The 23,788-nt window shown below is 58.6% G+C and carries 25 protein-coding genes and 3 pseudogenes; 13 read left to right on the top strand and 15 right to left on the bottom strand.

What is annotated here, in order from left to right; all coding sequences use genetic code 11:
• Window positions 1–44: 44 nt before the first annotated feature.
• Complete coding sequence (locus ASD02_RS32490; protein WP_057221658.1) at window positions 45–863, top strand: class I SAM-dependent methyltransferase; 819 nt, start codon at window positions 45–47, stop codon at window positions 861–863.
• A 199-nt stretch (window positions 864–1,062) separates the two neighbouring features.
• On the opposite strand, the pseudogene ASD02_RS37730 reads toward ASD02_RS32490, so the two are convergent.
• Together ASD02_RS37730 and ASD02_RS32500 are read right to left on the bottom strand one after the other, a co-directional pair.
• A pseudogene (locus ASD02_RS37730) lies at window positions 1,063–1,224 on the bottom strand (Hsp20/alpha crystallin family protein); the annotation flags it as partial.
• Window positions 1,225–1,471: 247 nt separating this feature from the next.
• Window positions 1,472–2,155 carry a hypothetical protein gene (locus ASD02_RS32500; protein WP_057221660.1) on the bottom strand — a complete coding sequence of 228 codons (684 nt, stop codon included), beginning with the start codon at window positions 2,153–2,155 and terminating at the stop codon, window positions 1,472–1,474.
• Between the two features lie 88 nt (window positions 2,156–2,243).
• Between ASD02_RS32500 and ASD02_RS32505 the strand changes: the two genes are divergently transcribed.
• Window positions 2,244–2,888: a TetR/AcrR family transcriptional regulator gene (locus ASD02_RS32505; RefSeq protein ID WP_057221661.1), complete on the top strand. Its 645-nt coding sequence runs from the start codon at window positions 2,244–2,246 to the stop codon at window positions 2,886–2,888.
• 275 nt (window positions 2,889–3,163) lie between these two features.
• On the opposite strand, the gene ASD02_RS32510 is transcribed toward ASD02_RS32505, so the two are convergent.
• Both ASD02_RS32510 and ASD02_RS32515 read right to left on the bottom strand, forming a co-directional pair.
• A complete protein-coding gene (locus ASD02_RS32510) occupies window positions 3,164–3,427 on the bottom strand; it encodes a hypothetical protein (RefSeq protein ID WP_210178854.1) in 264 nt (87 codons plus the stop codon).
• Between the two features lie 230 nt (window positions 3,428–3,657).
• On the bottom strand, window positions 3,658–5,487 hold the full coding sequence (locus ASD02_RS32515) for an ATP-binding cassette domain-containing protein (RefSeq protein ID WP_063978404.1): 1,830 nt from the start codon (window positions 5,485–5,487) through the stop codon (window positions 3,658–3,660).
• Between the two features lie 248 nt (window positions 5,488–5,735).
• Between ASD02_RS32515 and ASD02_RS32520 the strand changes: the two genes are divergently transcribed.
• Window positions 5,736–5,963: a hypothetical protein gene (locus ASD02_RS32520; protein WP_057221663.1), complete on the top strand. Its 228-nt coding sequence runs from the start codon at window positions 5,736–5,738 to the stop codon at window positions 5,961–5,963.
• Window positions 5,964–6,041: 78 nt separating this feature from the next.
• Here the strand turns inward: ASD02_RS32520 and ASD02_RS32525 are convergent, their stop codons facing one another.
• From ASD02_RS32525 to ASD02_RS32535, 4 genes and pseudogenes are all read right to left on the bottom strand, one after another.
• On the bottom strand, window positions 6,042–6,284 hold the full coding sequence (locus ASD02_RS32525; RefSeq protein WP_057221664.1) for a type II toxin-antitoxin system RelE/ParE family toxin: 243 nt from the start codon (window positions 6,282–6,284) through the stop codon (window positions 6,042–6,044).
• Window positions 6,284–6,538, bottom strand: coding sequence for a CopG family ribbon-helix-helix protein (locus ASD02_RS32530; RefSeq protein WP_057221756.1), 255 nt, complete (start codon window positions 6,536–6,538; stop codon window positions 6,284–6,286). The genes ASD02_RS32525 and ASD02_RS32530 overlap by 1 nt, the downstream gene beginning before the upstream one ends.
• Window positions 6,539–6,648: 110 nt before the next feature.
• Window positions 6,649–6,860 (bottom strand): annotated as a pseudogene (locus ASD02_RS37735) (GSU2403 family nucleotidyltransferase fold protein); the annotation flags it as partial.
• A 43-nt stretch (window positions 6,861–6,903) separates the two neighbouring features.
• Window positions 6,904–7,635 (bottom strand): GntR family transcriptional regulator, encoded by a 732-nt coding sequence (locus tag ASD02_RS32535; RefSeq protein ID WP_057218601.1) that lies wholly within the window; start codon window positions 7,633–7,635, stop codon window positions 6,904–6,906.
• 208 nt (window positions 7,636–7,843) lie between these two features.
• Between ASD02_RS32535 and ASD02_RS32540 the strand changes: the two genes are divergently transcribed.
• Entirely contained in the window at window positions 7,844–8,857 is a 1,014-nt protein-coding gene (locus ASD02_RS32540) for an SIS domain-containing protein (RefSeq protein WP_057221665.1), read from the top strand.
• A gap of 82 nt (window positions 8,858–8,939) precedes the next feature.
• A complete protein-coding gene (locus tag ASD02_RS32545) occupies window positions 8,940–9,740 on the top strand; it encodes a PfkB family carbohydrate kinase (RefSeq protein ID WP_057221666.1) in 801 nt (266 codons plus the stop codon).
• 266 nt (window positions 9,741–10,006) lie between these two features.
• On the opposite strand, the gene ASD02_RS32550 is transcribed toward ASD02_RS32545, so the two are convergent.
• The 3 genes from ASD02_RS32550 to ASD02_RS32560 form a co-directional block, all read right to left on the bottom strand.
• Window positions 10,007–10,978: an amino acid ABC transporter permease gene (locus ASD02_RS32550; protein WP_057209309.1), complete on the bottom strand. Its 972-nt coding sequence runs from the start codon at window positions 10,976–10,978 to the stop codon at window positions 10,007–10,009.
• 22 nt (window positions 10,979–11,000) lie between these two features.
• The gene (locus ASD02_RS32555) at window positions 11,001–12,281 is read right to left on the bottom strand and encodes an FAD-binding oxidoreductase (RefSeq protein ID WP_082555703.1); all 1,281 of its coding nucleotides are present in this window, start codon (window positions 12,279–12,281) and stop codon (window positions 11,001–11,003) included.
• Window positions 12,282–12,342: 61 nt separating this feature from the next.
• Window positions 12,343–13,170: a transporter substrate-binding domain-containing protein gene (locus ASD02_RS32560; RefSeq protein ID WP_057221667.1), complete on the bottom strand. Its 828-nt coding sequence runs from the start codon at window positions 13,168–13,170 to the stop codon at window positions 12,343–12,345.
• Between the two features lie 888 nt (window positions 13,171–14,058).
• Here ASD02_RS32560 and ASD02_RS32570 point away from each other — a divergent pair.
• Together ASD02_RS32570 and ASD02_RS37740 are read left to right on the top strand one after the other, a co-directional pair.
• Window positions 14,059–14,814, top strand: coding sequence for an SDR family oxidoreductase (locus tag ASD02_RS32570; RefSeq protein WP_057221669.1), 756 nt, complete (start codon window positions 14,059–14,061; stop codon window positions 14,812–14,814).
• A 341-nt stretch (window positions 14,815–15,155) separates the two neighbouring features.
• Window positions 15,156–15,308: pseudogene (locus ASD02_RS37740) on the top strand (glutathione-dependent formaldehyde dehydrogenase); the annotation flags it as partial.
• Between the two features lie 443 nt (window positions 15,309–15,751).
• Here the strand turns inward: ASD02_RS37740 and groL are convergent.
• Entirely contained in the window at window positions 15,752–17,380 is a 1,629-nt protein-coding gene (gene groL, locus ASD02_RS32575) for a chaperonin GroEL (protein ID WP_057221670.1), read from the bottom strand.
• Between the two features lie 41 nt (window positions 17,381–17,421).
• A complete protein-coding gene (groES, locus tag ASD02_RS32580; RefSeq protein WP_057218594.1) occupies window positions 17,422–17,736 on the bottom strand; it encodes a co-chaperone GroES in 315 nt (104 codons plus the stop codon).
• 275 nt (window positions 17,737–18,011) lie between these two features.
• Between groES and ASD02_RS37750 the strand changes: the two genes are divergently transcribed.
• From ASD02_RS37750 to ASD02_RS32600, 4 genes are all read left to right on the top strand, one after another.
• Window positions 18,012–18,284, top strand: a complete 273-nt coding sequence (locus ASD02_RS37750) for an usg protein (RefSeq protein ID WP_082555694.1) — start codon at window positions 18,012–18,014, stop codon at window positions 18,282–18,284.
• Between the two features lie 240 nt (window positions 18,285–18,524).
• The gene (locus ASD02_RS32590) at window positions 18,525–19,001 is read left to right on the top strand and encodes an Hsp20 family protein (protein ID WP_057218592.1); all 477 of its coding nucleotides are present in this window, start codon (window positions 18,525–18,527) and stop codon (window positions 18,999–19,001) included.
• 66 nt (window positions 19,002–19,067) lie between these two features.
• A complete protein-coding gene (locus ASD02_RS32595; protein ID WP_057218591.1) occupies window positions 19,068–19,367 on the top strand; it encodes a DUF982 domain-containing protein in 300 nt (99 codons plus the stop codon).
• Between the two features lie 8 nt (window positions 19,368–19,375).
• Window positions 19,376–19,657: a hypothetical protein gene (locus ASD02_RS32600; RefSeq protein WP_057218589.1), complete on the top strand. Its 282-nt coding sequence runs from the start codon at window positions 19,376–19,378 to the stop codon at window positions 19,655–19,657.
• Between the two features lie 343 nt (window positions 19,658–20,000).
• On the opposite strand, the gene ASD02_RS32605 is transcribed toward ASD02_RS32600, so the two are convergent.
• A complete protein-coding gene (locus tag ASD02_RS32605) occupies window positions 20,001–21,044 on the bottom strand; it encodes an SDR family oxidoreductase (RefSeq protein WP_057218588.1) in 1,044 nt (347 codons plus the stop codon).
• 78 nt (window positions 21,045–21,122) lie between these two features.
• On the opposite strand from ASD02_RS32605, the gene ASD02_RS32610 reads away from it, so the two are divergent.
• Window positions 21,123–21,572, top strand: coding sequence for a MerR family transcriptional regulator (locus tag ASD02_RS32610; protein WP_057218587.1), 450 nt, complete (start codon window positions 21,123–21,125; stop codon window positions 21,570–21,572).
• 128 nt (window positions 21,573–21,700) lie between these two features.
• Complete coding sequence (locus ASD02_RS32615; RefSeq protein WP_057221671.1) at window positions 21,701–22,957, top strand: arsenic transporter; 1,257 nt, start codon at window positions 21,701–21,703, stop codon at window positions 22,955–22,957.
• A 462-nt stretch (window positions 22,958–23,419) separates the two neighbouring features.
• On the opposite strand, the gene ASD02_RS32620 is transcribed toward ASD02_RS32615, so the two are convergent.
• Window positions 23,420–23,719, bottom strand: coding sequence for a hypothetical protein (locus ASD02_RS32620; RefSeq protein ID WP_057209341.1), 300 nt, complete (start codon window positions 23,717–23,719; stop codon window positions 23,420–23,422).
• Window positions 23,720–23,788 lie beyond the last annotated feature (69 nt).

Here is a 23,788-nt window from a genome sequence, read left to right on the forward strand (position 1 = left end):
TCTATTAGAACCATTTTAATCTCATGCAATCAGGATCGAGCAGGATGAACACAGGAGCGGCTGCGGGCCACAATTTTGGGCTGCGGGACGAGATTAAAACCTATTGGTCGGCGCGTGCGGCGACTTTCGATCAATCGCCCGGACATGAGATCTTTTCAGAAGAGGAACGCCAGGCCTGGCACAATTTGATCATCAGGCACCTCGCTCGAGGAGAAGGACGTCACGCATTGGATCTGGCGTGCGGCACTGGGGTCATATCGCATCTCATGGACGATTTAGGTTACAAGGTCACAGGCCTCGATTGGGCAGAGCCGATGCTGGAACGGGCCCGGGCAAAGGCGAAGACGCGTGGACGAGCGATTGAGTTTCGCATCGCCGATGCTGAAAATACCATGGAGCCGGATGAAAGCTATGATGTCGTGGTAACACGTCATCTCGTTTGGACACTCGTCGATCCGAGGCAGGCATTTGCGGAATGGTTGAGGGTCTTGAAGCCCGGCGGAACCTTGCTTGTCGTTGATGGTGACTTCGTCAACCTCAGTATGGCGGAGCGTGTCGTGAAGACAGCAGCAGAATTGCTCCAGCAGTTGGGATTGACGAAAGCGGACCAGGTCCCCGCGCCGGTGGGCATGGCCGAAATTCACAACCGCATCCTGTCGCAGGTGCATTTCTCAGAAGGCGCGCGCGCTGCGGATGTTGCTGCCCTGATCCAGAATTCCGGGTTTGCGAACGTAACCGTCGATACTGATCTGAAGGCAATCCATCGTGCCCAATCGAAGCACTTAAGTTACCTGAAAGGGCTTTCTCGCGGATTGCAACACCGATACGCGATCGTCGCCCGTAAACCATTAAGGGACCTCTAGATGTCATCTGCTCAGCACGCATCGATCGCCGCCGAGCTTGAGTAGATGTGGAGGGCACGGCTTCCGCATCGAGAGTGGGTGCACAGAATTCAAAAAAGATGGTCCACCTACCGTTCGAAGGCCGGAAATCCCGAGCCCGCGCACGCGGCGAAGTATGCGCGGCAACCGCCAAGCGGCGTTGCCGCGCGCGTATATTCGCTCAGCTCTTGATTGCGATGCGCTTGACCTGCGACTGCGCCTTATCGGTCTTTGGCAAGGTTACGCTCAGCACGCCGTTCTTAAAGCTAGCGTCGACCTGATCTTCCTTGACGTCGACGCCGAGCGGGATTCGGCGCTCGAAGCGGCCATAAGCGGCATCCGACAGCGGGCACCCACATCGGCAAATCGAATATAGCTACAGCTTTACGCTCCTAACGACAGGTGACAGCAAGTGGCACCAACGGTCGGCCAAGTGTAATCCGGCGCTTTGGGAGAAACCCTGCGAGGTTGTCGAAGTCGACAAGGCTAGGAGTGCTCAAAAACACAATCACCGACTAGGCATCTCAGAAGGCCGAGCGTTCCTGGTGTTTGGACGCTCGGCTATCTTGCGTTATTCCTAGTCGAGCAACCTACCAGTTGTCAGCTGGTCTGGGGTTTGCTGGATCACCGTAAAACACAGACGGGAGTGCCTTCGCGAGGAATGAAAACTCCGAATGGCAATGGCGCATCAGGCCCAGTCCGATTTCGTCCGGGACGGCGTGGCCGCCCTTGTCGCTATCGAGACCAAGAACGAATCTGCTTCGCAGAACGAGGCCGTCGGGCGTGTCCCGTGCGACGTGCATCATCCGGCCGCTTAATGGAATTCCATGCTCGTCAATCTCAACATTATCGCCAAAGCCAATTCCGGCGTAGATTAGTGCGGAGACGCCGCCCACCCGCTTTGCGGGATCGATGTCCGTGGCACTGAAGTATGCGGCTGGGCTTAGGAATTTGATGGTTGCTTTGACAGGAGGAACCTCTCCTAACGACTCCGTCGCCCTGATCGTCGCGCCAATATAGTTCTCCCCTTTTTTCCAAAGCTCGTCCCAGCCGAAATGGCGCTTGTGATCAATCGGGTGCCACCAGCGAAGGTGTTCGTCGGTTTCAAAATACTTGAACCACCATTCCAGCATCGCTCCATTGCACCCTGGCATTACCGTTCTGCAGGCGACCGTGAGGGTGCCGGAGGCGAAGCGCTCGATCCCCATTTCCAGTCTAATTGGGTCGGCGTGCAGCAGTGCGACAGGGATTGCGGCTTCCAAATCATGTTGCATTCCAATCTCCTATATTTAGGAAACGTGTGTCGTTTCCTAAATATAATCGGTATACCGTTCGTACGACGTTGGTCAAGGAGATCAAGATTTGGCAAAGCGAGCGAGAGGGCGTCCGGCCCGTAATCGGCTTGAGGTGGAACGCAGTATTCTCCAAGCCTCAACCCAGCTTCTGTTTGACCAGGGATTTGCCAAGTTCAGCATCGATGCGGTATCGCGTAGCGCAGGAGTTGCCAAAAAGACTGTTTACGCTATGGCGACCAATCGTGAGGAACTAGTCGGGAAAATCGTAGCGTCCTGGACTGAGCAACTCCAAACCAGTGGAGATCCCCGGCCGGGCGAGGCGCGTCCTGATCCGGGGAGCCTGCGGGCGCTATTGAGCAGGATTTACCGGATCGCCCTATCCAAGGAAGCTGTAGCCCTTTTCCGTCTCATCTGTGCTGACAAGGAGGGTCGAGAACGGCTCGCAGAAATTTATAATCGAAACGGGGTCGAGCGAGGAGTGCAGGCCGTGGCAAACTGGCTGCGCGAGTACCAAGCCGATGTCCCATCATTTGATGTCAACCGATCTGCCCGGATGATCCTTGCCGCTCTTGTTGCTGAGCCCTTGCGCAGGGCCGCTATCGGCCTAGAAACACCATGGAACGATACCGACGAGGAGGTAACGGCACGGGTTGGAGAATACGTGGATTTTTACGCACCTATATTATTCAAAGAGTTGGGCACTGCACCATAGCGACCTCGTGGCGCGTCGCGGACGCCGAGGCGGTGTCAAGGCAAGCATTGCGCTGACCCAGATGGTTTAAGGCTCCACGGCCGCAACCGCTCGATATAGACCGATAGCTGTCGTTTTAGGAACTGGTCAGCGCTATGCGGCCAGTTTGGTAGTGTGCCAAGCGAATCCGCAGTTCTAACCCGCGTAGCCTAGTCGACACTCGGCGGCCCGACGCCTCGTGCACCTAACGGTGCTCATCAAACCCCAATCGCCGCGCCGTAGGCTGATCCTGTCCTTTACTGGCTGTTAGACTTGGAAAGGCGCGGCTTCATCTCGTTGGCGAGATCATCAAGATACTCAAGCGCTTCGCCCGTTGCGATCGCCGAGTTTGTGCTGCCATCGTCGGCCGAACGGCGTATGTCGCTCCTGGCTGCTTCCAATGCACTTTCGATGAAGGCATGAGGATCCTGGCTGTGCGCCGCAGCCCACTGAAGGAGGCGACAGATCAGCTGCTCATTGACGCGTATAGCGGTGATGGCGTGGCTGAGCATCAGATTCATCTTATGGGCTTTGTCGGCTGTGATCCTTCGTGCCATCGGTAATCTTTCAACTTTGCGGGTGAAGGTCTGCGCAGCGACTTTCGAAAATCGAACTGCCTACGCCGGAATTTGTTCCGTCCGTCATTGGCTAGAATCCTCGTGTGAACCGAGGGCGTACCGGGGGCTTCTTCGAAGATATAAAACTGGTGCCGGCAAAGGGCTCCACCGGTGGCTGCATTAAGGTGTCGATCCTATCCCTGTCCGTCACGCCAGGCATTTATTGTTATCCTTTCCGCAACGCCGTCGTTGATGGCGAGCACGCTATCGAAGAAGTCCGCTCCTTCTTCTGACTGGATGGACGAGGTATCGTGCATCACGGCGACTACGATCGCCTCTGGACAATGGTCCTTGATCGATTGGTGAAACGACTGCGCCGCCTGGCCATCAAGTGCGCTCGTCGCCTCGTCAAGGAATAGCAGATCCGGCCTTAGCAGAAGAATTTTCGCAAGGACGAGTTTTTGTTTTTCGCCCCCCGACAGGAGTTTGTCCCAGTTCTGCCCATCGCGTCCATCGCTCAAAAGCTCCTCCCCGAACTCTCCGAGGCCGGCGCCTTCCAAGGCCGCCACTACAGAGGCGTCGGTGTGCGCGTCAGCCCGGTCCGGCAAACAAATGAGATCCTTCAGGCAAATACTCTGAAGCTTCACGTCCTGTGCGGCATAGAGGCTCTTTCCGGTCTCTGGCGTCGTGATCGTGCCGCGGCCGTGCGCCCAGAGACCATTTATCGCCTTGATAAGCGAGGTTTTGCCACTTCCGGATTCTCCCACGACTAAAATCCATTCTCCGGGAACGAAGCGCAGCTGGTCAGCGGCCAAGAATGGCTCGTCATCACCCGTGTGCAGGAGCTCAATCCGCTCGATGGTCAAACCGAGCGCAGCATCCTGGATCTTGTATTCGAAAACTGAGGGACCGCTGCGAGCATAATAATCCTGCGGCTGCTGAACCGCTTCGACCGCTTGCGCAAGTTCGGTGATTCTGCGTGCGTCGGCCCTTAACGTCGCAATATCGGGCATCGCATGGATGAACCAGGAACATTCGTTGATGAGCGCTGTCGCCAGCTCGGCGCCGGTGACGTAATCCTGCAAGCTGATCGTTTTGTCGACATAGGGGATCAGTCCGGGCGCATAGGCGACGATACGCGATCCTAGGAAGTTATGCACCAGCTCGAAGCCCATGTAACCGGCGGTCACGCGATTAAGGCTCGCCCAAGTTTGGTCAATCTCGCGATATCGGCGCCCGTTGATGGCTCTCTGGGCCGGTTCGCCCTTGATAACTGCAACATGAAAACTACGGTGCAACAATTGGTTCAGTTCGCCACGATAACTCCCCTCTGCGGACTGAATGCCCACGGATAGGCCTTGCATCACACTGCCGAGCTTGGCTGCGACAAATGTATTGAGTGGCACGTAGATCGCGATGGCCAGCAATGTCAGACAGGCGGTACCGTAGCTACCCAGAAACTCAATTCCCCTGACGGGGCTCGAGGTTTCGATCAGTTTTGTCCCGACAAATCCCAGCGATAGCACAACGCCGGCGATTCCCACGCCAAGGCCGATGGCGCCACCCGTCATGCCCTTTATGGCTTCCTGTACCCTCTGATCGATGTTGTCGGGCGTTGAAGTGTCCTGGCCCGTCGTCGCCCCGAACCCGTTTTGCTGAAGATGAAAATGGGTATGGTTGGAATCGAGCAGGGCCTGGTTAAAGCGTGCGTCAAGCCATTGGCGCCATTTCCGATGGAGCGTGGTCGAAAAGAAGTGACGGACCGCAGTAAATCCCGCATCCCTAGTGATCGCGATCGCGGCGAGGGTCGCCGCGGTAGTCAGCAGCGACGAAGGTGTGGTGGGCACGGTTGGATGGTGGAAGTTGGCAATCCGATTGACGAGCTCGCCGGACGTCAAAGCGAACCAGACGCTCGCTTGAGCCGACAAACCGGTGAGTAGAAGGATGAGGAACGTTAAGCCCCAGGCCTCGCGCCACCGTTCAGATAGCCAATAAGCCAGCAATAGGCCCCAGAAGCTGCGCATTGAGGAAACAGGGCTGCTCCGGCGTCGGCGTTTTCCGCGGAGGGACCATTTGACCAGTGCTGTTGCTCGTTGTGCGTTGCTCCGCACGACCTCGCTCAAACTCATCTTGATGAATTGGGGCGCCGATCAGACTTTGTCAATTCGGTAGTCGAGAGGCCGGCCGGTTCCGCTGCTGCTGGCCGGGTTTGACGACCGACGTCGGGAACTATCGTGCTCGCGAGCTGTTGGTGCCTAAAAGGAGAATACCGATGACACGAGATATTAGAAGCTCGACATTTTACGTCCTGGAACAGCACGACACCTCCAGCCCCACCGATGCGATTCCTGTCAGTTTTGAAGAGGCTTTCGAGCAGGCCAAAAAGCTCACTGCAAGCGGCCGTGCCGTTCACGTCCTTTATACCGACGACGCTACTCAGATGCAGTTGACCCGCTTTGCCGAGGCCGGCATCAGAACGAGCCTCGCTCCGCAAGGATAGGACAAACAGCGACGCGCGGAAATGGAAGGCCGTTGAAATGAATGCGCGCGCTTACGGCTTCTGCATCATAGTAATGATTTAAATGTCCTGTCGAACCCGATAAGGGATTATGTAAAGAATATCGGATAATACAATTTCGCGCGTGCCTGCGATGCGACCGATGCGTCCAGCTGCCGGCAGCTCTGCTAGCATATCGACAGACGCTACGAGACGGGCAACGACCCGTGCAGCAGCATTTGGATCGTCATGTTCGATGTACGCACCGATTTCGTCAAGCCGCTGCAACGCCCACACGGTCCAGCGGATGCGCCTCTGCTTCATTACCGAGAAGCCGCCTTGACGTATTTGCCGATCACGCGTGCCACGTCGTCGTCACTCGCGAATTCACCTCGGTCCGCCTCGGCAATACCAGCTTCCATTTCCGCAACCTGCCACTCTTCGAATGATACGAAATCTTCAACAGCCTGTGCCATGTAGGAGCGGGAACGGTCGTGTTTTTGGGCAAGTTGGTTTAGACGGTCGGCAACTTCGTCCGGGACGCGGATTGTGAATGCTGCCGTGAGCGGACCTTTCAAGTTCACTTTGAATATATTTGAACCACTCTGTTCGTAAAGGTTCAAGCGATCCTTCTTGCAGAGTTTTCGTGTGCGATGATCTTAACGCTAATGGCAGCCGGCGACGCCGGGTTTCCCGTCAGGAAATTGGTCCGGTTGACGAATGCGGTCACACGCGCGCCTTGTCGGCCTGATGGGGGACGGCCCGAAACGAGGGATCGACAGCTTCCAGGACACCCAAGATCGGAGGCAGACTGTCATCGACTTCCTGTGAGATCGCAAAATCCATAGCCAGGTCGGCATCGCCAGTCTGCATTGCCGTCGCGGGCCCCCGGACGCCGACGCACGGCCCCACATCGAGTCCGGCACGCCTTCTCGGAAAGCGCCTACTTGCGCATCAGGCTAAAGGAGAAATGGCTGCCGCGATGATAGTCAATCGCGTAGTTCACCGGGATGCCGGCTGCGTTGAAGCAGGTTTCGGTGATGAGCAGGGCTGGCCCGAAATCCCTGAGGTCATGGCGCGCGACGACGTCATCGGGAAGCATGACGGAGGATACGCTTGCGGCGGACATACGCGGGCGGCTGCCGCATTCCTCGAGCAGGTCCATCAGCGATCCGCTCCAGTCGAGGTCGTAGAGCTTCGCCGGGATAATGCTGCGCGGAACGTAGTCGATACAGTAGAGGATCGGCTCGTCCTCATGCAAACGGATGCGCTCAATGCGGATCACGCGACCGGTGGGTGGGAGATGCAAGCTATCAGCGACGCGCGCGTCGGGTGTTTCCTCGGAAATCGACAGCACCTTGTTGACGGTCGTATAACCGTAATGGTGCGCCATGTCGGTGACGCTCTCGAAGACCGTGATCGGGCGATCGACCTGCACGGCCGCGAGCGCCGAAACGAAACGGCCGCGACCGTGCTCGACATAGATGACGTCGTCCTGTTCGAGCAGCTTCAGTGCTTCGCGAAGCGCCGGGCGGGAAATTTTGAAACGCTGCGTGAGCTGCGCTTCTGTGGGCAGCTTGTCCCCGGGTTTCAGCCCCTCCAACCGGATGAGATCGGCAATCCGGTCGCGAAGCTGAATGGCCAGGGTGCGCGAGTCGCGAAGGGGCTCCTGCACTTAAACGCCTCATGTCGTTGTTAATCGTTCAATCGTTCTTGTCTGACAAATCCTTGCCGGTCAAGTGTACGAAGGCCCCGCTTTGGGCAGCGCGTCCGCCTCGGTTCACGTGGCGTTTCCGTAGATCGCGGAAAAGCCGTCTTGACAGATATTCCTGATGATGTCAGTTGTCTTACAACTATCTCAAGTAGACACCGAGAACAGAACCATGCTGAATTTTGACGAACAGAGATTTCTGCGTATCCAATCCGGGGCAATCGCACTGCAGAGCCGCCTGGAAACCGTGATCGTATCCAGTCTTTCGGCGGGCGCAGAGAACATTTTCTTCCTCGGCACCGGCGGCGCGGCGATACTGATGCAGCCCGCAGCTCAGTTGCTGCAACGGCGCTCGCGCTTTCCCACCTTCATAGACATGCCGGCGGAACTGGTGCTCGCAGGCTCGGCGCAGCTGACGGACAAGTCGATTGTCGTCATGCCGTCGCTTTCCGGGACGACGAAGGAAAGTGTAGCCCTTCTCTCCAGGCTGAAGGAAATCGGCGCGACCGTTATTGCCCTGGTCGGCCATCAGGAGACACCGCTCGGCAAGGGCGGGGACCACGTCTTCGTCAACTTTGCCGAGGACGACACGTCCTGCGAATCTTTCTATCTGCAGTCGCTGTTCATTGCGCTCGCGATCCTGAACCATCGTGACGAGATCGAAAACCACGCCGAGATCGTCAGCCAGCTCTCCCGCATGCCGGCGCTGCTACTGGAGGTGAAGCGAGCCTATGAGCCCAAGGCAGAGGCCTTTGCCAAAGTCCTCGCCGCCTCGGACTACCACATCATTACCGGCGCCGGGAACGTCTGGCCGGAAGCGTTCTATTACGGTATGTGTATCCTCGAGGAGATGCAGTGGATCCGCACCCGTCCCGTGCACGCGTCCGATTTTTTCCATGGCACGCTCGAACTCGTCGAAAAGGGCGTCAGTGTCATTCTCTTCAAGGGCGAGGATGCGGCACGCCCGCTTGCCGAACGCGTCCAGAACTTTGCGCCGGGCTACACCGACAAGCTTACCGTTCTCGACACTGCCGAGTTCGAACTGCCCGGCGTTTCGGCCGATGTGCGGGCGCTGGTGTCGCCGGTGCTGATGGCGACTGTCCTGGAGCGCATCAGCGCCCATCTTGAAGTCCTGCGCAATCATCCTCTCACGACAAGGCGCTACTACAAGCGCGTCGCCTACTGATATAGCTGCTTGACGCTATAATCCGGAGCTGCGAACGCGCATTATCGCGTTCGCGGCTTCCGCGTCCTATCCCGAGATACGCATGAAAACCCTCCGCTTCGCCGCCGTCGGCGACAATTGCATAGACCGGTTCCAGCCTCCGCTTTCGCAATCGCTGGTTGGCGGCAACGCTGTTAACGTTGCGGTACAGCTCGCCCGGCTCGGCCACGGCTCGCACTATTTCGGCGCAGTCGGTTCGGATCCGGCCGGACAGCGAACGCGGCATCTCCTGGCTGAAAACGGTGTCGACGTAACCCACATGCAGGAACGTTTCGGCATCACCGCCTACACGGAGATAGACGTGCTTCCCTCCGGGGAGCGTGTCTTCACTTTCGAGGATTTCGGCGTCTGCGCCGGCTACAAGCCGGACGCGGACGAAATTGCCGTCCTCAAGACCATGGATCACGTGCATCTCGGCTGGATGGACGATGAAGGCGTTCTGCGTCGCACGCTCGCCGATGCCGGTGTCAGTGTGTCCCAGGATGTGTCCGTCAATGCCGATCCGGTCAATCTGGGAATCGAAGGTCTGACGATCGCCTTTGGTTCCGCCGGCGACGACGACGCAACGCTGCGCCGCCTGCTGGAATGCGGCGTGCCGCTCGCTGTCGTTACCCGAGGCAGCAAGGGAGCCCTGGTCAGCGATGGAAGACAAACTGTTTCGATCGGCATCCGGCCGGTCGAGGTGGTCGACACGACCGGTGCCGGCGACAGCTTCATTGCCGGCTTTCTCGCAGCCCGTATTGCAAGTCTGCCGCTGCCTGATTGCCTTGCGGCCGGGCGCGATCGGGCCGCAATGACCTGCATGCATGTTGGCGGTTTTCCGCAGGTGCCGCAGCCGCTCTGACGGGGCGGGCGATGCATGTCAGACGGCGAGCCCAGGCTGTCGCGGTAACAGCCGCAGCCTTCGGCCGGTTGCGAAAGACTGGATCTACAGTGCCACGAGGGCGGCCTCGGTTACAAGAAAGGTCGCCTTAGGCGCCGGCAACCCCCCATGCCATGACCTTCAAGATGGCACCAGTGGGCGGAGAAGATCGCGAGGGCAACAACAAGAAGGTCCACGGCTGTTCGGCGGCACGATGGATGCGCCGCCGCGGGTCGTGGGCGGGCGCATCAACGGGCATTGAAGCGGCCGAAACGTTCCTCGATGCGAGACTGGGCGTATTCCAGGCCGATCGAAAGGATCCAATAGATCATCGAAGCGGTGATCAGCATCTCGATGTGACGGAACTCCGTCTGGCCCTGGGTGCGGGCGAGATACATGATTTCCCAGACGCCGACGACGGAGACGAGTGAGGAGTCCTTCAGCATGGCGATGAACTGGTTTCCGGTCGGAGGAATGATGACACGCATCGCCTGCGGCAGGATTACGAGCGCCAGGGTCTGGTTGGGGCTGAGCCCGAGCGCGGTGGCGCCTTCCGTTTGGCCGCGTGAAATGCTCTGGATGCCGGCGCGGAAAATTTCCGTCATGTAGGCGCCGTAGCACAGCGAAAGCGCCAGGATGCCGGCAGGCACCGCGCCGATCACATAGCCGACCTGTGGCAGGCCGAGATAGATGATGTAGATCTGCATCAGCAGCGGCAGGCCGCGAAACAGCGAGGTGTAGAAGGTGGCGAGGCCGTAGATGACACCGTTGCTGGACAACTTGGCGATTGCGCCCGCCAACGCGATGACCGTCGCGATCACGATGGAGATCGCGGAAATGTAGAGCGTCGTCACCACGCCCTGTGAAATGAGAAAGCCGATCTTCTTGGCGATGAACGCGAAGGACAGATCGAACGAGTAGAAGAAGAGCATCAGAAGAACGAAAAGCTCAAGCCAGACGCCGACCACCTGCTGGCGCCGTGACAGCTGACGCAATGCCTTCCAGTTGGCGGCAACGATGAGCGCGATCAGGAGAGACGAAGCCAGCCGTCCCATGGTGGGGTTTTCGCCAAGCCAACCGGCCGTGGCGGGCAAGACATGGCCGATCCAGGCGGAGCTGACACCGAGCATATAGAGCGCAAGGACCACCAGGGTGAGGATCAGCAGCGCTCCGGCACGGCGCGAGGCCTCGGGATAGATTAGTATCAATCGACCGATCATGGTTTAGACCTTTCCCGTCTTCTCAGGCGGCGCGCTCGCGCCACCAATCCTGTGCCTGGAGCTTCCAATAAGTGAGCTGGGCGACGGCAAGCCCGGCAAGCCCGCCCGCCCAGACGAGGCCGAACGGTTCATAGAGCTTGTAGCGTTCGGTCTCACCGAGAATGCCTTCGGCGATGACCTTGCCGCCGATCGCCGTCGTGTTGAGGCCGTGCCCGCCGAAGGCAGTGCAATACCACACGCCGGGGCTCATGCGCCCGATCTGGGGCATCAAATGGCGGGCGTAGGACATCAGGCCGGACCAGGCAATTTCGGTCTTCAACCCGGCGAGTTGCGGATAGGTGCCGACCATTTCGGCGCGCAGTTCGCGCACGAGCGCGTCGCTCGAGGCTGCACGGGTGGTGATGCGACCGCCCCACAAGAGGCGCCGGCCGCCATCGATCACGCGGTAGTAGTCGCCCGCGCGCCGATTGTCGCCGATGGCATCCTTCGTTGCGATCGCCGAGGCGATAAGATCCGGTGCATCCTCGCTGACCATGACGTAGGTTGCGATCGGCAGGAAGGAGCGCTTCAATTTTCCATTGAGCGATCCGGTGTAACCACCTGTCGTGAAGACGACATCGCGGGCGGTCACGTGTCCACCTGCCGTTTTCACCCGCTTCTGGGCGCCTGCAAGGTCCACGGATTGTACCGCGGACATTTCGCAGATGCGGCCGCCAAGGCGTTCGATCTCGCGGGCGATGGCGCGCAGATAGTTCAGCGGGTGCATGTGGAACGCATTGTCGTTGCGCAATGCCTGGAAATACCGGTCTGACTTGAGGGCCGCGCGGACCGCTTCGCGATCCATGAATTCGAGTTCGTAGCCGTAGCGCCGGCTGGTGTTTTCCGCATAGGTCTTTAGGCTTGCAGCATTGTCGTAGCGCAGCACGCTCATCAGGCCGGGTTGCGGTTGAGCGTCATCGATCGATAGGTCGCGGATGTTTTCGCGGATGAACTCCATGCCTTCGATCGACAGCAGATGGAGGCTACGGGCTGCTTCTTCACCGGCGATACGCGTGATTTCGTCGCCGTCGGTTGCATAGCCCGGGCTGACGAAGCCGCCGTTTCGGCCGGATGCGCCGTAACCAACGCTTTCGGCTTCCAGAACCGTAACACTTTTGCCGGCTCGCGCCAGTTGCAGGGCCGTCGACAGCCCCGCGAGGCCGCCGCCGACGATCACGACGTCGCAATCGTGCGAGCTCGACAGCGAAGGACGCGCTGTCAGATCTACCATGGTGCGTTTATAGTAGGTATCAGGATAGGTCATGCTGTCCGGCTCCCAGATGCTTGGTGCGGCGTGAGACAGATCGACCCACGCCGCCATGTCGTCAGTCCGTGCTGTAGTCCTTGCCGTACCACTTGGTGGTCAACGTGCTGAGAGTGCCGTCCTTCTTCATCTCCTCAATGATGCTGCCGACCTTTGCCGTCCACTCCGGATCGACTTTTTCGGCGATTACGACGAGCGGCTCGCGGAAGGCATATTCACCTTCCAGGCTGCGGAGCGGATAGCCATTCTTGATGGCATTGAGGGCCGTCTGCTCAGGCGCGATGACTGCGTCAAGGCGCACGCCGCTGCCAAGGCGAAGATCGTCGAACGGCAGCATGGAATCGGCAAAGGTTCGCACTTCGCCCGGCTCCAGTTTGTATTCGATCGGCGGCAGGCCAGGCGCGTCGATTTCCAGTCGGCGGTTGATGAAGTCTTCCGACGTCGTCGCGGTCTCGACGCCGATGACTTTGCCGTTGAGGTCGGCAACGGACTTCGCCTCACTGTCCTTGTGCACGACATAGACATAGGGGCTGTAGTAGTAGATGCCGACGAAATCGATGACCTGTGCGCGCGCTTTGGTCGGCGTTACAGAACCGACGCCGAGATCGTAGCGTCCTTGCCAGCGGCCGCCGGTCAGCGTCGCCCAGTCCGGTGTCTCGAAGCTAACTTCGACGCCGAGGCGCTTGGCGATTTCCCGGGAGACGTCGATATCGAAGCCGACCATCTCGTTGCTGTCGTCCAGATAACTCTGGGGCGGCCAGCCGCTGTTGGTGGCGACGACCATCGCCTTTTTTTCCATAACGCGGTCGAGCGTCTGCCCGGCATGGGCAGACGCGGCCGCGGCGATAAATGCGGCGCCTACGGCCAATCGTACAAAGAGCTTCCTCACATGATCCTCCTATTCGATCCGTCAGCCATGATCCCCTGTTATGTAAGATGTCTGACAACTGAATGTGTCAGTGCTTATATTCCCGAGTCAAGGCCGTCGAGCAGACGAAATCATGAAAGGTTCAGATGGAATCATATCTTTTCGTGATGAGTGGCAACCTAAAGAAGCAGCATTCGAAATCGTCCCACAGCTTTGACCGTGACGGTCGCTTTTGCCATTTGGGGCCGATGAACGCGAAAGCGCGGTCTCCGAGGAGATCCAAGATCAAGGAAATCAATCTCCAATTTCGTCGCATCCTGGATGCGCTCGTCAAACACCTGGTGAGGCCGAACGGGAGGTGCGACATCACGACGAGGCCAGGATGGCGCTCACTTGAACCGGCAATTCATCTCTGATCTCTCGCTGCGGTAAGCCTTCGATCATTATCCGTTCTGATCGGTGTCTTGGCATTGGCCTTGCGCCGGCTTTTCCGCCAAGAAGTGATCCGCGTCGTGATCCAAGGCCCATGCAGAGCGAAACCTGCGCGCCGCGACTCAAACCCTGCTTTGCCAGAGCGTGCACAAGTGTGACTATCAAGCGAGCTCGATTGGGCCTGTGGAATGCCAAGTGAGCAAGCGCCACCGTTAGAGGCGATCTCGTGGGATACCAAGGACGGGCGCGACCGAAATGGCTGCCGAAGCTCGGCCGTGCCGTTTCCGCGCATCTAGGCGCGCGCCGTTGCTGTAAAGCTGATGCAGAGTGGCCTGATCGACGTCAAACCGCTAATCACCCATACTCTGGCACTGTCGGATGCGCTCAAGGCTTTCAATATTGGCTCGGAAAAGGGCGAGGAAGGCGCAGATCGATTTTAGCGGATATGCGAAGCGACCAAACGATTTGGGAGGAACCATGAGCATCCAACTCTTCGACCTGTCAGGCAAACGCGCCCTCATTACGGGCTCCTCGCAGGGCATCGGCCATGCGCTGGCAAACGGGCTGGCAGCGGCAGGCGCCGAGATCATTCTCAATGGACGCGACGAGGAAAAGCTGAAGGCTGCCGCCGAAAGCCTCGGGGCAAGGCATACACTAGCCTTCGACGCCACGGATCATGATGCAGTGCGGATGGCCATTGACACCTTCGAGGCGCAGGTCGGCGCAATCGACATCCTCGTCAACAATGCCGGAATGCAGCACCGCATGCCGCTGGAGGATTTTCCGGCCGATGCATTCGAGCGGCTCCTGAAGACGAATGTTTCGACGGTCTTCAACGTCGGTCAGGCGGTTGCCCGCCACATGATAAAGCGCGGTTCCGGCAAGATCATCAACATCGCCAGCGTGCAGACAGCGCTCGCTCGCCCTGGCATTGCACCCTATACGGCCACCAAGGGCGCGGTCGGTAACCTGACCAAGGGCATGACGGCCGACTGGGCGAAGTACGGTCTGCAATGCAACGCGATCGCACCGGGCTATTTCGACACGCCGCTGAACGCCGCACTCGTCGCGGATCCGACCTTTTCCGCCTGGCTGGAAAAGCGCACGCCGGCCGGTCGCTGGGGCAAGGTCGAGGAACTCGTCGGCGCCTGCATCTTTTTGTCTTCGGACGCTTCCTCCTTTGTCAACGGCCACGTGCTCTACGTCGACGGCGGTATTACAGCCTCGTTGTGAGGCCGACGCCCGGGCGCGACAATCTCGGCTTTTTCGCTAGCTTGATCCAGCTAGCGCGTTTGTAGCAGCTCACGCATGAATTTGGCAGAGCGGGGCGGAGCTCCCCGCCACTGGTCATCGCGGTACAGGTGGTTTCAGTGGCAAAGGCTGGCTTGCAGCACAACGCGTTCTTTCCTGAATGGATGTGTACAGCCGTCCATCGCGCCTCAGATTGCGCACCCGGCCTGGCTGGACAAGCACTATAAGGCTATATCCAACCAATTTGATCTCGAACGCCCGGTTTTCGGCGGCCGGCGCCCCCTTGGCATGTAGCGCCAGGCATCGTGGGGATTTATGGAGGGTTCCTGCCGCTGTTGATGGAGCGCATCGTAAAGGGTGAGATCGATCCCTCCTTCATCATCACCCACCGAGCGTCCTTGGAAAAGGGACCTGACCTCCACAAGACTTTCCGCGACAAGCAGGACGGCTGCATCAAGGTGGTCCTTAAGCCCTAAAGCCAAAGACCATGGCGGTCGCACTTGGCAGAACGCGCAAGAAAGCCTGCGCTAAAGCCACCTCGACCGTGATCGTCGATCGTCCTGTCCCGAGGAACAGTAAGGTTACGGGGAGAAAACACAATCGAGCGGTTCAAACGCGCCGACGTGCTCTAAGCCGAATAACGCCAGTCCCGATAACGCGAGAAGCGTTCATTGATGCCTGCCGAGATGCTGGCATGTTATCGGACGCGGACGAAACGCTCGGACCCAACGCCGGCGGTGATCGTCAACACTCGGCGGTCTAAATCGCCTCGGCTGGAGTCCCAGATCCAGACTCGGGTGTCCTGTTGTCATCCATGAGGTGCGCTCGCACACGAACGCACCTCTGCTTTGATGGTAAGAACCGCCTGGGGCGTGGCACACTCTGGACAGGGCCCGCCGGTCGGGGCGGGCCTTAAGAATTAGAATTCCATCCCAGGACCAGCAGGCACGGCCGGGGCGGGTTCCTTCTTCGGTTTTTCAGCGATCATGGCTTCCGTCGTCACCAGCAGACCCGCGACAGATGCTGCGTCTTGAAGCGCGGTCCGGACGACCTTCGCCGGATCAATGACCCCTTGGGAGTAAAGGTCGCCATATTCACCGGTCTGAGCATTCCAGCCATAGGAGAACTCGCTCTTTTCGCGCAGCTTGCCAACGATCACAGAGCCTTCCGCACCGGCGTTCTCTGCAATTTGGCGGACGGGGGCCTCAATTGCGCGGCGAACGATGTCGACGCCGACCCTCTGGTCCCGGTTGGCTGTCTGCAGGCTATCGAGCGCCTTCACCGCGCGCAGCAGCGCGACGCCGCCACCGGGCAGGATACCTTCCTCGACCGCAGCCCGCGTCGCGTGCAGAGCGTCGTCGACCCGATCCTTCTTTTCCTTCACCTCAACTTCGGTGGAGCCGCCAACGCGGATGACAGCGACGCCGCCGGCAAGCTTGGCAAGGCGTTCCTGCAGTTTTTCCCGATCGTAATCGGAGGTGGTCTCCTCAATTTGCGCCCGGATCTGGGCCACGCGACCGTCAATTTCCGTCTTCGAACCGACACCATCGATAATGGTGGTATTCTCTTTTTCGATCGCCACCTTCTTGGCGCGTCCGAGCATTTCGAGAGTGACGTTCTCGAGCTTGATGCCGACGTCTTCGGAGATGACCGTGCCGCCGGTGAGGATGGCGATGTCTTCCAGCATGGCCTTGCGGCGATCGCCGAAACCGGGTGCCTTGACGGCAGCGATCTTGAGCCCGCCACGCAGTTTGTTCACGACAAGCGTGGCAAGAGCTTCGCCTTCGACGTCCTCAGCAATGATCAGGAGCGGTTTCCCGCCCTGAACGACAGCTTCGAGAACCGGAAGCATCGACTGCAGGTTCGAGAGCTTCTTCTCATGGATGAGGATATAGGGGTCCTCGAACTCAACGCGCATCTTGTCGGCATTGGTAACGAAATATGGGCTGAGATAGCCACGGTCGAACTGCATGCCTTCGACGACTTCAAGCTCGGTTTCCGCTGTCTTGGCTTCCTCGACGGTGATGACGCCCTCGTTCCCAACCTTTTCCATTGCCTCAGCGAGGTACCGGCCGATTTCCTCGTCGCCGTTGGCTGAAATGGTGCCCACCTGAGCGATCTCGGAGTTGTTAGAAATCTTGCGGGCGTTGGTCTTCAGTTCCTTGACGACCGCGTCGACGGCCACGTCGACACCGCGCTTTAGGTCCATCGGGTTCATCCCCGAGGCCACGGCCTTCGCGCCTTCCTTCACGATCGCCTGGGCAAGGACGGTCGCGGTCGTCGTACCGTCCCCAGCGAGATCATTCGTCTTGGATGCCACTTCGCGCAGCATCTGGGCGCCCATGTTCTCGAACTTGTCCTCAAGCTCGATCTCCTTGGCGACCGTAACACCATCCTTGGTAATGCGGGGGGCGCCGAAGGATTTGTCGATCACGACATTGCGACCCTTCGGTCCCAGTGTCACCTTCACGGCATTAGCAAGCAAATCGACCCCGCGCAGCATACGGTCACGGGCATCGGTGTTGAATTTGACTTCTTTCGCGGCCATTTTTCACTCCTTCAATAGGCAGCTTTGTTGACTGACGTGGATCAGGCGGCCTTAATCTGCTCGGCCTGTGGCTCGATGACGCCCAAGACATCGCTTTCCTTCATAATCAGCAGATCCTCGCCGTTGATCTTGATCTCGGTGCCGGACCATTTGCCGAACAAGATGCGATCACCCGCCTGGACATCCAGCGCCTGGATCTGGCCCGCCTCGTTGCGCGCGCCTGAGCCGACGGCGATGACCTCGCCTTCTTGCGGCTTTTCCTTGGCGGTGTCGGGAATGATGATGCCGCCCTTGGTTTTCTCCTCGGAATCGACCCGGCGGACGAGAATGCGATCATGAAGCGGTCGGAACGACATGTTTTCCTCCAATGGACAAACAATGATGTTGGTGTTCCCCCAGTCGGCCTGGATGACCAGTCCGGTCAGGTACAAAACCTCAATCGAGCGTCTTGCGCGAAATGATCTGGTTTGCCGAATTTTCGATTTCAAGAGGAAGACGCAAAAAAATAGCACTCGAGCTCGGTGGCTGCTAAGGCACTGGAAAGGAACAACAAACCTTCGCGCCGCGTTTCGCTTTTTTGCTATAGGCGCAAAGGCACCGCCTTACAAAGTCAAATGGACGGAGGTGAAGCATGCAATTCTCATCAGATCTCGATTGCCAGCTTAACGGTTATGGTCTCACCACTGCGCATATCCTCTATCGCATTCCCGATTTCGAATCCGTCCTGCAGGCCTATGTCTGGCAGGACTACGATTTGGCTCCCGATTTCCCGCAATTGCATAGGTTCCTCGACTTCTGGCAGCCCAATCTTGAAGGTCCGCTGCACTCTGTCCGCTATTCGTATCAGCGTCTGATCGGGCCTAATGAATGGCGGCGCGTCGACGGCGAGTTCAGATTGTATTGAGGCTTCAACGGAATTAGTTACTCCCTGGCCCATGTGCTCTCGAGGATCGATGAGCTTGATCGGGAAACCAGAGATTTACCGCTGGTCTGAAGGCCGAAAATTTTCCCAGCCATCGCTCTTGAATCCGAAATTCGCGAAAACCAGATCAATTGTCGCCAGCCGCTGCGATCAGGGCTGGCTTTGCTGGAAGCCCCGTCTTTCGGCGCTTCCGTACCCATGTTGCTCAAGGAGGATATGGCTATGGCAACATCTTACGACTACGCACCGCTGTTCCGCTCGAGCATCGGCTTCGATCGGATCTTCAATCTTTTGGAAGACGCGCAGCGCGGCCGCTCGATCAGCGACTGGCCGCCCTATGACATCGTCAAGACCGGCGAGGACAGCTACCGGATTTCGATCGCAGTGGCCGGCTTCGCGCAGGACGATCTTGACTTGACCTTTCAGTCCAACCTGCTGACCGTGACCGGCAAGAGGCAGGAACCTTCCACGGACGGCTATCTGCATCGTGGCATTGCCGGCCGCCCGTTTGAACACCGGTTTGAGCTTGCCGACCATGTCAAGGTGACTGGCGCGGATCTGAAGAACGGTCTTCTGTCCATCGATCTCGTTCGAGAAATCCCAGAAGCACTGAAGCCGAGGAAAATCTCCATCCAGAGCGAACCATCTCTGGCGCCATCAACCGCTCCGGCACAAATCAAAGCGGACAAGGCTGCTTGAGAAGCTGTGAGGGGGCGCCGATGCGTCGGCGCCCTATGACACTTCGGGTCAGGAAGGAGAGAGACGATGAAACCCGATATGTTCAAAGAGCCCGTATCCATTCTTGTTGGCCTCGGTTTTCCCGCAGAGGTTCGCAGCGTCCTCGAGGCCTACCGCTATCTCTCCGAGTGTCCGACGTCACTCAGAGACACGGCACATTCTATTGCGTTAAGGGCATGTGGAGCCGCGCTTCGCGGCGAGATAGAAGCAGAGACCGCGCGTGGCTTGTTCGCGGCCTTTGCAGAGAAACACGATGTGCTGACGCCGGACACCAAATCCATCGTTGCGTTTCGCCTGCCGCGCGATAGAGATCCGCACGTGCGTTGAGTGGCCCAATGATCCACAAGACTTTGGAAAACGCGGTCAACGATGCGATGACGAAAGGACCAACAGTTCTGGCCTTGCAAGGTCTGGCGTTTCAACGGCCAATCGACGTTGTGATGGCACCCGCACTTTCTGTCGATGACAAGCGCGCGATCCTCGCTGCCTGGGCTTCGGACTATTACGCGATAGACTCACAACCGGCCCTGCGTCAAATTCCAGGAACACCTGAACCGGTCCTTATTGACGAGGTTCAGCGCGCTTTGGCAGAACTCGATTGTCGTTACCAAACCTGACCGCATTTCCAGGAGGGGAGCCAGTAGCGACGAGGAAGGGCTCTCAGCTCCGTCGAAGAAACATGGATGAACAGCCGAGAATAGCCGAAACGCAGTCGCTCCTCGCCACCATGGTGCCGTCGGGTGCTGGCCAACCCGAAACCTGAGCACGCGGTGGCGGTCGAAGAAACGTCCCCGACTTTGATGCCCCATCACATGAGAGGTGACGCCCGCCAGCGTGGGGTGGGTCCTCGAGTAGATCGGGACCACCATTGGCTGCGAGCGTAAATGATCGGCGCATTGCTATTGCACCTCGGCACCATCTTGCCGATGGACTCGCATGAGGGCCTTCTCACCGAACGTTTCAGCTAGGCAGGAAGCCGTGCGTACGGAACCAAGCCACTTCATCACGCAGGGTCTCGATCACCGGCCGGAACTCCAGACCCAATTCTCGTGTGCTCTTCGCACAATCATAGCGAGAGCGATCATTCTCCGCTGCCACCGTTTTCGCCATGGCCCAACTCAAGAGGACCGGCTTGCCAGTTATCCGAGCGTAGAGTTCATTGCCAGCGCCGATCAGGTAAAGCAAAATGAGCGGAATGCGGCGCGTCGGTGCCTTTGCCGTGGTGGCTTGTGCGATCAAGGGCAACAAATCGGTCATGGTCATATGCTGTCCGGCGGCAAGGTAACGTTCGCCCCGTTGCCCCCGGCGGTTAGCCAGGATCATCGCCCGCGCCACATCGCGCGCATCGACCACCGAGAAGGAGCCGGGTGGAACACCGGGCAAGCGCTCGAGCGCCACGTCCAGCACCGTCTGGCCAGCCGAGGTCGGCCCGATATCCCCCGGCCCGTGCATCCAACCCGGTAGCACCATGGCCGCCCAGAAATCGGGATGTTTGTCGAGAAAATCGAGCACCACGCGGTCCGCCAGGATCTTGCTGCGATAATAATCATCGGCATCCCGCTCATCCCGCAACATGGACTCGTCTATGGTCTGTCCCTTCGCACCACGCAGTACAGCGACCGAGCTGGTATGGACGAAGCGCCGGACGCCGGCTCGATAAGCGTGATCGAGCAAGCCACGGGTTCCCGCGACATTGGCCGCGTAGAGGGCGTCCCAATGACTCCCGCCCTTGTAAGAGTCGCGGAAATAGGCCGCTGTGTGGAAAACCACGTCCACGCCCTTAAGCGCGTCAGCGAAACCCCGCACGTCGAGCATGTCGCCGGTGATGATCTCCAAATCCAGCCCGGCAAACTGCAATGTTGCTTTTTCGGGCGAGCGAACCAGCGCTCGCACGCTCCAGCCGTCGGCGATTAGTTCGCGGACCAGATTGTTGCCAAGGAGGCCGGTTGCGCCCGTCACGAAGGCAGTGGGCGCATGGGAATCATTATTGGGATAGTTCAGCATGAAAGTGTTCCATATTTGAGGGAACACCTCGTATAAGGCTGGACTAAGGTCCATGGTCAAGAGCTTGAGGGGTGAAATATGCTGATCGGAGAATTCGCCCAGCGGACAGGGTTGAGCCAGGACACTGTCCGATTTTATGTCCGCAAAGGTCTGCTCACGCCGCAACTCGGTGCCAAAGGTGGTCGCAATCCCTATCAGATCTTCACCGACCGGGACGCCTCGACGGTTCGGATGATCCGTTTCGCACAATCACTGGGTCTGCCACTCAAGGAGATCGCGGAGATTGCTACGGAACTCCAACGCGAGGGTTTATCGCCGGCGCGGGAAATCGAGATCATGAACATCCAGCTCGTCAAGCTTGAGCAGAAGGCAACCCAATTGGCCGAGCTGACCAATTACCTGCGGGCGAAGCGCGACTGGGTCGTATGCGGCAAGCCGGGCGATGAACCCCGATTTACCGATGACACGCTTTGCCTAATCCAGCGCCCGGTTTCCGGCTTCAGATGCACTTCTTCAGACGCGGATTGATTCCGGACAGGTTGGCTACCCCAACTCAGGGCAGCGCATTTCCACGGGCCTTTTTTCGGTGAGCGATTGCGGATATACCGCCCTTCTTTCCTGCTGTTGCAGCCTCCGAAATCTAATTTGGAAACACGATGAACGCATTGACCATGACCTGGGGCATAGCTGGCTTGACCGCACTCGGGGTGATTACACGGCCCTTTGCCTGGTCGGAATCAATATGGGCGATGCTCGGCGCGGTTCTGCTTGTTGGGTTTGGGCTTATCGGTCCGACCGATGCCTGGGCTGGTATTGCAAAGGGTATTGATGTCTATCTGTTTCTAATCGGCATGATGTTGCTCTCCGAGCTCGCTCGTCAGGAGGGGCTGTTCGACTGGCTGGCTTCGATCGCCACCACCCACGCCAAGGGATCGCCCAAACGCTTGTTTGTCCTGATCTACGCGGTCGGAGTTGTTGTGACCGTATTCCTGTCGAACGACGCTACAGCGGTCGTGCTCACTCCTGCAGTCTATGCGGCCTGCCGGGCAGCGAAGGTGAGGGACCCTATGCCCTATCTCCTTATCTGCGCTTTCATCGCCAACGCTGCAAGCTTTGTCCTTCCCATCTCCAATCCGGCCAACCTGGTGATTTTCGGAGGCGGGGACATGCCGCCACTATCGCGTTGGTTCGCCAACTTCGCACAGCCTTCGCTCGCCTCTATCATCGTTACATTTCTCGCACTGTACTGGACGCAACGCTCGGTCATTGCGGCTGATGGCGTCGCGTCCAATGTACAGGCCGTGCCATTATCCTTCAGTGCGAAGCTTGCTGGTTTTGCTTTGTGCGGGACGGCCGTCATACTGCTTGGCGCATCGGCGCTGCATTTCGATCTCGGTCTCCCTACGTTTCTCGCCGGTTGTGTGGCAACCGCCGCAGTTCTGCTGATCACGCGAAAAAGCCCTATCGAGACGCTGAAAGATGTTTCGTGGAGTGTGCTGCCTCTGGTCGCCAGCTTGTTCGTCGTTGTTGAGGCATTGAACCGAACAGGACTGATTGATCATCTCGCGCAGTATCTTTCCGACCAGGCATCGGCCTCTCCGGCACAGACCGCAGCTGCTGCGGGCGCAGTCGTGGCTCTGACGTCCAATCTCGTCAACAATCTGCCCGCGGGGATTGTCGCTGGAAGCGCCGTTCAGTTGGCACACGCGTCCGATAAGATTGCCGGCGCGGTGCTGATCGGCGTCGATCTTGGCCCCAACCTCTCCATCACCGGATCGCTTGCGACGATACTTTGGCTAACCGCGCTTCGCCGCGAGGGACTTCAGATCGGAGCCTGGGCATTCATGAAGACTGGCTTTGTCGTGATGGTGCCCGCGCTCGCTGCTTCGTTGGCCGTCCTCGCGATCCAGTGATCATAGTGGCCAGGCTTTGCTGCAGGTCGCTTGGCAACAATCCTGCGCTCTCGTAGGTAGCGAGGGGTAGACTAGAGGCGAGCCGCATGAGGCTGATTTGATGCTGATGTTGGGCGAAATGTCGACTCTCTACAGCCCTGTGCGGGCCAATGCTGTGCTCGATCCTTACGGTTTAGCGCTGACAGGGTTCATGCTGCTCGTAGCCTGGAAAGCGCCGCCCTGGATTGTTGTCAGCTGGTGGGCAGGTGGAGCCTCACTCTCAAAAGAGCGCCGACTGTCGCTGAGGCAGTAGCAATCCGCTGGTCTGTCAGGATGTGTCGCCGGGCTTGGCGGTGTTTTGCTTGCCGCCGATCTCGGCTTTTCGATCGAGCCGGGCGAGGATCACGCCCCATCACTTCGCCGCGACGCATCAAGAGCCGTCGCTCCGTCAAGCTGACCTAGGCTTATGGATGGCCATTCGGCTCAAGGTTGCTCAATGGCCTTTGGTACGCGGCGGCCCCGGACGACGCCCAGAACCGCTCCCAAAGTTCCACCTGTAACCGCGCCTGCGGAACCGCCCGCAAGAACTGCGATGAAGGCGTTCAGCAGTGCAGGCAGGACGCCGGACGCGGCCTGCACGTAAATCCCTGCCGCCAGCCCCAAAACGGCACCCACAATGCCAAGCATAATTGCGAAGCCCGTCACCGTTTCCGACGGATCGATCATTGTTGAACGTGCGGTGTCATCAATCGGCGGATGTTCGTTTTCTGCGCCTTGCTCCATTTTCCACTCCCTATCGCCGCTTCAATTGCCCACTTGCGAAACGCCCTTGTATCGCCGGCGACCCTCGCC

The organism is Ensifer sp. Root1252 (genome assembly GCF_001425885.1).
Taxonomy (GTDB): Bacteria; Pseudomonadota; Alphaproteobacteria; order Rhizobiales; family Rhizobiaceae; genus Ensifer; species Ensifer canadensis.